The sequence below is a fragment of the Acidovorax sp. HMWF018 genome, assembly GCF_003061035.1.
Taxonomy (GTDB): domain Bacteria; phylum Pseudomonadota; class Gammaproteobacteria; order Burkholderiales; family Burkholderiaceae_C; genus Acidovorax; species Acidovorax delafieldii.
Genome location: NZ_QAIM01000670.1, coordinates 1 through 1,585, shown reverse-complemented (window position 1 = coordinate 1,585; position 1,585 = coordinate 1). Strand labels below are relative to the sequence as shown.

Genomic DNA, 1,585 nt, shown 5'->3' with positions numbered 1-1,585 from the left:
AAAGCCACTAAGCTTCAGCTATTGACGACCGTACCGCAAACCGACACTGGTGCGCGAGATGAGTATTCTAAGGCGCTTGAGAGAACTCAGGAGAAGGAACTCGGCAAATTGATACCGTAACTTCGGGAGAAGGTATGCCCCAAGTAGGTGAACTCGTACAGAGGGAGCCCAACGGGGTTGCAAAAAATCGGTGGCTGCGACTGTTTAATAAAAACACAGCACTCTGCAAACACGAAAGTGGACGTATAGGGTGTGACGCCTGCCCGGTGCTGGAAGATTAAATGATGGGGTGCAAGCTCTTGATTGAAGTCCCAGTAAACGGCGGCCGTAACTATAACGGTCCTAAGGTAGCGAAATTCCTTGTCGGGTAAGTTCCGACCTGCACGAATGGCGTAACGATGGCCACACTGTCTCCTCCTGAGACTCAGCGAAGTTGAAATGTTTGTGATGATGCAATCTCCCCGCGGAAAGACGGAAAGACCCCATGAACCTTTACTGTAGCTTTGTATTGGACTTTGAACAGATCTGTGTAGGATAGGTGGGAGGCTTTGAAGTGAGGACGCTAGTTCTCATGGAGCCAACGTTGAAATACCACCCTGGTGTGTTTGAGGTTCTAACCTAGGTCCATTATCTGGATCGGGGACAGTGCATGGTAGGCAGTTTGACTGGGGCGGTCTCCTCCCAAAGCGTAACGGAGGAGTTCGAAGGTACGCTAGTTACGGTCGGACATCGTGACGATAGTGCAATGGCATAAGCGTGCTTAACTGCGAGACTGACAAGTCGAGCAGATGCGAAAGCAGGACATAGTGATCCGGTGGTTCTGTATGGAAGGGCCATCGCTCAACGGATAAAAGGTACTCTGGGGATAACAGGCTGATACCGCCCAAGAGTTCATATCGACGGCGGTGTTTGGCACCTCGATGTCGGCTCATCTCATCCTGGGGCTGTAGCCGGTCCCAAGGGTATGGCTGTTCGCCATTTAAAGAGGTACGTGAGCTGGGTTTAAAACGTCGTGAGACAGTTTGGTCCCTATCTTCCGTGGGCGCTGCAGATTTGAGGAAGCCTGCTCCTAGTACGAGAGGACCGGAGTGGACACACCTCTGGTGTATCGGTTGTCACGCCAGTGGCATTGCCGAGTAGCTAAGTGTGGAAGAGATAACCGCTGAAAGCATCTAAGCGGGAAACTCGTTTCAAGATGAGATCTGCCGGGGCCTTGAGCCCCCTAAAGAGTCGTTCAAGACCAGGACGTTGATAGGTCAGGTGTGGAAGCGCAGTAATGCGTTAAGCTAACTGATACTAATTGCTCGTGCGGCTTGACCCTATAACTTTGATAGCCAACACGCTCACAGCGTGAAGCTCAAAGTCTGTTATGCCAAGTTAGACGCAGTCAAATACACAAAATCTGATTCCAGACTCTATGAATTCGCCAGGCAGTTCACAAAACTGCCCAGCACCAAGTTATGCCTGATGACCATAGCAAGTTGGTCCCACTCCTTCCCATCCCGAACAGGACAGTGAAACGACTTTGCGCCGATGATAGTGCGGGTTCCCGTGTGAAAGTAGGTCATCGTCAGGCTCTTACAGC

The 1,585-nt window shown here is 51.1% G+C and carries 2 rRNA genes; both read left to right on the top strand.

Features of this window, described 5'->3' with window-relative positions:
* A 23S ribosomal RNA gene (locus DBR23_RS28545) occupies positions 1-1,321 on the top strand; the annotation flags it as partial.
* Positions 1,322-1,463: 142 nt separating this feature from the next.
* A 5S ribosomal RNA gene (rrf, locus tag DBR23_RS28540) occupies positions 1,464-1,576 on the top strand.
* Positions 1,577-1,585: the final 9 nt, after the last annotated feature.